7 protein-coding genes are annotated in these 6,116 nt (G+C 48.4%); all 7 read left to right on the top strand.

The genetic code is table 11. The annotated features are described in order from the left end of the window. The first annotated feature begins 283 nt into the window (after window positions 1-283). The 7 genes from LG31_RS20260 to LG31_RS0103970 all read left to right on the top strand — a co-directional run bounded on the left by LG31_RS20260 (window position 284) and on the right by LG31_RS0103970 (window position 5,740). On the top strand, window positions 284-517 hold the full coding sequence (locus LG31_RS20260; protein WP_084059531.1) for a helix-turn-helix transcriptional regulator: 234 nt from the start codon (window positions 284-286) through the stop codon (window positions 515-517). 346 nt (window positions 518-863) lie between these two features. Further along, window positions 864-1,094, top strand: a complete 231-nt coding sequence (locus LG31_RS0103995) for a hypothetical protein (RefSeq protein WP_238567470.1) — start codon at window positions 864-866, stop codon at window positions 1,092-1,094. Then, entirely contained in the window at window positions 1,091-1,369 is a 279-nt protein-coding gene (locus LG31_RS0103990; protein ID WP_033113212.1) for a hypothetical protein, read from the top strand. Before LG31_RS0103995 ends, LG31_RS0103990 begins: the two co-directional genes overlap by 4 nt. Window positions 1,370-1,480: 111 nt before the next feature. Next, window positions 1,481-1,888, top strand: a complete 408-nt coding sequence (locus LG31_RS0103985; RefSeq protein WP_033113211.1) for a hypothetical protein — start codon at window positions 1,481-1,483, stop codon at window positions 1,886-1,888. Beyond that, a complete protein-coding gene (locus LG31_RS0103980; RefSeq protein ID WP_033113210.1) occupies window positions 1,872-4,001 on the top strand; it encodes a DotA/TraY family protein in 2,130 nt (709 codons plus the stop codon). The genes LG31_RS0103985 and LG31_RS0103980 overlap by 17 nt, the downstream gene beginning before the upstream one ends. A gap of 8 nt (window positions 4,002-4,009) precedes the next feature. Then, window positions 4,010-4,342, top strand: coding sequence for a hypothetical protein (locus LG31_RS0103975; RefSeq protein ID WP_033113214.1), 333 nt, complete (start codon window positions 4,010-4,012; stop codon window positions 4,340-4,342). A 357-nt stretch (window positions 4,343-4,699) separates the two neighbouring features. Beyond that, complete coding sequence (locus LG31_RS0103970) at window positions 4,700-5,740, top strand: plasmid recombination protein (RefSeq protein ID WP_050513400.1); 1,041 nt, start codon at window positions 4,700-4,702, stop codon at window positions 5,738-5,740. Window positions 5,741-6,116: the final 376 nt, after the last annotated feature.

The raw sequence follows: 6,116 nt of genomic DNA, 5'->3' as shown, positions 1-6,116 counted from the left end.
CGCTAAAGCACAGTGGCCGGAAGAATGCAGTACAGCAAAGGGGTGGGCTGAAATCATTTTAGATCAAGAATGGACTCTTTTTGGTGAAAAAGGGTGTCCACTGGAAATCAATACAATCGAGAGATTGCTTGGCTCCGCAATGAATAAGCCATGAGTAGATTTTCCATAATGAATGACTGTTGACGTGTAAATTTACTAAGCAGTTTAATAAATATTACACGTCATCGTTTCCCGTCCAACTCGTGCTCTAATAACTCCATCGACACAAAACGATGAGGCAATTATGGAGCAATACATCCCAACCCCCAATCAAGCACTACGTTTTATTCGTGTTGGGGAGGCTGTTAAAAAAACAGGGTTATCAAAAAGCTCTATTTATGACTTGATGGCCCAAGATCTTTTCCCAAAAACGGTTCGCCTTGGGGCTCGTTCGGTAGCATTTATCGAATCAGAGATCGATGCTTGGATGGTAGAACGTATCACCACGCGAAATACTCCCAACAAACGGCATCAATAGAGTAAACAGGCTTAGGGGATAACTGCTACCGCCCACAGGTCGAACCGATGACCTATGGACGGATTAGCGCAGTTACCCCCAGTCACCACAAGAATTTCTCTCTTGTTCTTTTAGATCCTATTTATATCTTATTTAAACCTATTTATAGGGATGTAACCCATTGATTTTAAATTAAAAAAATGGAAGTAGGTGAAGTAAAAAATAGTAAAGGTGAAGTGAAATATAGAGTAGGTGAAGCAAAATCTAGCAAAGGTGAAGTGAAACATAGGATAAGTGAAGAAAAACATAGATGCCTGTGGGTAACTCTAGGATGTCAAAAACATCTTGATAAATAAGGAAATTAATTATGGAGCATATCGGCATTGCACTACTACCACAGCAAGAACTGATAGACCTGATCGAGTCAGTATCACCTAACCTACCTCCCGAGCATGTTGAATTACTGGCCGAACAGTTGCAGCCAGCGTTAGCACCGCTTAATGCGGCATTTGCGATTGTCGCTAACCACCCTGTTCTGCATGAAGCTTTCGGCGAGCTACTGTATCGCATAGGCGCTGGCATGGAGGGCATAGCATGATAGCTCTGGTTCTGGCCGCTGCTGTAGCGACCTCGGATTCACCGTTGGGGGCTGTCGATGTTGCCACCACGGCTGCCAAAGTGCAGGCCGATATCAAGCGGATGTGCCCCTGGGTACCCATCAAGGTGGTGGAGTGCAACAACGTTCTCCCCTGCTCTAAAGCGGAGCTCAAACGGGTGATGAAGCTGCACCAGCGTTGCAATGACTCCCTTCGCCGCATACTGGCCTGTACGGCTTCTGGCGTCCCTGCGGATGTGTGCAAACAAAGTATTTAATTAAATAAAGGTGAAAGAAATTAATATTTTCCTTTCTCCTTCAAAATGCATCATTTAACTGTGCTAATTATCTACCAGCTGTATATATAATATCTACAGACAAGGGGCTATATGTTTTCAAAAATGATTTTAGCAAAAGCTAAACAATATTCTGTTTCCGGTGTATTGTTTGCTGGTATTTGGATGGGGGCCGGCTTTAGATCACGCGCTGTATTAATGGCGTATGACTGGCCAGCGTTTCATGCGATCATGATAGAAATGCTGATGTTCATCCAGTTTATTTCTTGTGTTTGGCTTGTGTTGAAATGTCGAGCGGCCATACCGGCGATCTTGTTGTTAATCGGTGTGTGGCAAGCGCCTATATTAATTGATGTTATCTCTGATTATCGTGCTGCCGTTGATCTGTTCGGGGCCAAGTTCCTGCTTGCTGTGCTGTTGATACTCCCTATTCTTATCGCCTGTTGGGCTAAGGGAGGGGATGCGATGCCCAAGGAGGGAGATCATGTTGAAACTGCATAATCTTCTACTGCTGGTGCTGTTCTCGGCTTCTCCAGCGATGGCTATTGATACCTTTAGCCCGCTGCCAAACTCTGCCGCTGTTGATTATCTCCGTTTGATTTTTGGTGGACTTGTTGACTTCGTGCTTCTGGGGCAATCCTGGTCTGAACCTGGGCTGATCGGAGCTTTCATGGGAGTGTTTGGCCTCGGCGCATATTTCTTAGGTATGCTCTATTTCATTTTTGGCATACTAAAGGGAATGATCGACTCTGGTGAAACAGGCCGGTTTCTTGGAAATGCAAAAAGCCAAGTTAAAACACCGGTTAGAATGGTCATTGGTACTACCTGCTTATTCCCAGCTAAAAATGGTTTTAGTCTTATTCAAATAATGGTGATGTGGGTTGCCCTTCAAGGGGTCGGTTTAGGGGATAAATCCATGGTAGTCATCATGGATTATTTCAAAACAAACCAATATATTCTTAGTCCAGTTTTGCCAGACTCTAGAAATTTGGCTGCTAGCATTTTTAAATCCCAAGTATGTACTGCTGCCCTTAATAAGGGATTCGAGGAAGCTGGGTTAAGTGAACGTGTCGCGACCAGAGCAAAGGATACCGATTATTCGGTAGACTGGTTCTCTCAGAATGTGCCTGTGACGGAAATTCAGTGGGGGATCCCTGGGGAGGGTTCCCCTGTCTGTGGTGGTTTTACTTGGAAGCGGCAAACGGTCGGAGATAACGACTCACGGATGATCACGAATGCTGTTATGGCCGCTCATAGCGCGGCGATCTCGGATTTGTTGTCTGCTACCAGAGGCCCAGCAGAGGCCCTTGTTAACTCTGGTATCCGCCCCTCTGACTCACTGATCCAGGAGCTGGCCAATCGCTACAATGCCACGATGCGGGCCGCTGCGGCACAGGCGGTACAACAGACAAACGAGAAGGCTATGGATCAGTTCGTGAACCAAGCCTCTGACGGTGGATTCTTTTATGCGGGCACCTGGATCGGCCATATCGGGCGCTGGAATGATGCTGTGCAGCAAGCTATCAACTCACTGCCTCAGCTTCGCCCTTTGGATATCGCTACTCGCTTCGATGATGTGAGCTCGCGCACCGTCAGAGACTACCTGATCCAGGTTGATGCTATGGCGAGAAATAGCCAGGATACTCTTGCCCAGGCTTATGAAAACCGCTCAGGGCTGCCGGAGCCTGATGGCCCAGAAGCGTTTGCCGATTTCCTCTCAAAGACGTTTATGGGGGCGGCCAGGATCACAACTGAACAAGCTGCGGGTGGTACCCTCTCGCACATGACCCAGATGCGGGCGCTGGGTGATAACCTCTTGTGGGCTGCACAAAGCTCATTGCTGGCCGTGGCAGGTGCTTCCGGCCTTGCTGGAGCCAAAGCGGCTGAGTGGACAGTTGGGCTAGGTTTCTCTTTGCCCGATGCGTTGGCCGCTGCTGGAGGCACCATAACGATGCTGATTGTCTCTATGTTGGGACTTGGCTTGATGCTCTCGGTGTATATCCCTCTCATTCCCGCAATGGTCTGGACCATGGCCGTCCTAAATTGGTTGCTGTCAGTGGTTGAGGCCGTGATTGCAGCCCCTTTGTTTGCTGCCGCCCATATCTCCCCCTACGGTGAGGAAGAGATCGGGACTGCTGGGGAGGGGTATCGAATGCTGGCCAATCTTGCGATTAAACCAATGTTGATGGTGATCGCAGTATTTGTTGCTATCGGTTTGTGTAACGCAATGGCTGGTGTTGTGAATGATACATTCATGCCGATGGTGGCGGGTGCTCAATCAGGCAGTGTCGTCGGAATCGTGAAGTTTGTGGGGATCGTCTCTGTCTACGTGCTGTTGATGATGGGCCTGACTCATGCCTGTTTTGCCCTTGTTCATTGGCTGCCTGATCGTGTCATGCTCTGGCTAGGACGTTCTGTTGCGGGTCTGGGTGGTTCTGAGCGCATCGAGGGCGAAGTTCGAGGCGGCATGTCTACAGTGGGTCAAAATCTGCAAACTACGGGTCTTTCGGCAGCTCGTGATGTGTCTAAACAGAATAAAACAAGAGATGGGGCCCAAGAATCACAGCAGCAAGGAGCAAGGCCCCCGTCATTCACAAACAGAGAAACTCTTTGAGGTGCGTTATGTCGGATAGATTGAACGATGGCCTTTTCCTGGGGTATCAGGCGGGACAAGACGATCAGGAGAAAGTAACCACGATTTGGAAGCGCCATGCAAAGAGCATGCAGGGGCAGTTGGAGCAGCAAATCAGTGATACTGCGGAACAGTGGGTACAGCGCAAAGCATGGTTAGAAGTGGCCAAGATGATGATTGATGAGATCCGTGAATCAAACCCGGAGAGTCCCTTGGCAGACAAAAAATACGTCAACGAATTATTCCACGAATTTTGCAACGAAATGAAGGAGCAACTGGATGTTGGGGTGGATCCTGCCTCAGTAACTGTTACTCCGAGATAGCGGGTCGAACTATAGATGCTTGTTGCCAACCATGAGCCCATCTCGTGATGGCAGAAACTCTCGAAGGGAGTTTCTGCCAGAGCCGAGTGGGAGGCAAGCGCAGCGCGGCAGTCTTTAGCCCCGCAGGGCCGACACATATCGACCTTCCAGCGAAGCGGAAAGTTGATATGTAATAGTCGGTTACTTTACTTGTGCTGCCATTACAAAAAACTCATTTGGACTCAGATTGATAGTCAGTTAGCAGAGGGCACAATGTACCAGTTTGGGCACGTAGAAGCATATGCCAGGAAGCCACAGAAAGGGGCATGGAGCATACGAGATGTAGCAGCAGAGGCCGAGAGAAAACGAGAGAACTGTATGCACGTCGAACAACCACAGGAGCCGATCAGGGTCTTTGGCTGCTCCCCCTCTGAAGCTGTGGAACAGGCTGAAGCATGGGGCGCGCTGGCCAAAGACGCTAGAGGCCGGAAGCTCCGCTCAGATGCCCCTGTACTCCTTGCAGGAGTTCTTAGCTACCCTAGGCAGGGAGAAGAGTGGCCGGAATTCAAAGAGAAGGCTCTGACGTGGCTCAAGAGCGAATATGGGGACAATTTGGTGTCGGTGATCGAGCATCAGGATGAACAGCACCCCCACATACACTTCTACGCAGTCCCAAAGCCAGGACAAAGTTTCAACGATCTCCACCAGGGCCGAGCTGCGGCAGCCGAAGCAAAGCGTAAGGGAGAAACCAAAGCAGCTCAACAGTACGCCCATAACAATGCAATGAGAGATTGGCAAGATCGCCTTTATCAAGCTGTGGGCCGGGAGTTAGGGTTAGCTCGGCTTGGGCCAAAGCGTCAACGTCTAACTCGTGCAGAATGGGTAGCTCAGCAGGCAGCACAAAAGGCTATTGCCGCCGTAGAGCGGGCTGGTGCCGCCACACCTAAGCTATCCCCCAAGCAGGAGCGCGAGATTTTGAGTGGTGTGGAAGGCCGTAATGTAGGCTTAATACGCAAAGAGCGGATGTTCTCGGAGCAGGATCTTTACACTGTCGGTACCCGTGCTCTTCAAACTGGGATCTTGATGCAAATGCAGATGCAAGGTGATGCAGCAGCAAAGGCCGCGCAGGCCGTAGCAGAACAGCGCATCAAAGTTCACGAACAGACATACCGAACCAAGGCTGAATCAGAAGCTATTGCCACCAAACTAGCAGCATTAGAGAAAGTACTAGAAGACTATCGTAGAGCACTCCAAGAACAAGAGGCTACAGTAGCCATCTTAGAAGCAGAACGCCAAGAGCAAGCTGCAGAGATCACGAAACTGTCAGATGACAATGATAGGTTGTTCTGTCAGCTTAATGCCGCCGAAGAACAGCTTAAGGAGCTTGAACCAGATCTATCTGCCTCACGATTGAGGTAAGTAAAATAAAATTTCATGCTACGCCCCCTAATTAATGTTAAATATTTCAAAATTTCTAACACAGCAGGCCGCTTAATCTAGCATAGATATACTAAAACACTCATCGGGAAAAACTAAGTATAATCTTACAGTGTTTCCATCTTTGCTAAAAGAGCATCATACATTAGCATGAACCTATTCATGACTCTCTTGATAACGAGTGCCAAAATGAAACACATCCCTTCAAAAATACACTATGTTTCTTATTGGCACTCATCTTGGATAAGATAGCTACAATGTCAGCAAAAGCTATCTATCCAATGATTCACATTTCACCTATGATTCTTTTCGCTACATTTCTATAGCGAAGCAACCCACGAACATACCGAGCACCCTG

Source organism: Aeromonas lacus (assembly GCF_000764665.1).
In the GTDB taxonomy this organism is placed as follows: domain Bacteria; phylum Pseudomonadota; class Gammaproteobacteria; order Enterobacterales; family Aeromonadaceae; genus Aeromonas; species Aeromonas lacus.
Note: the sequence above shows the minus strand (reverse complement) of the source record. Positions and strands in the feature narration are given on the sequence as shown.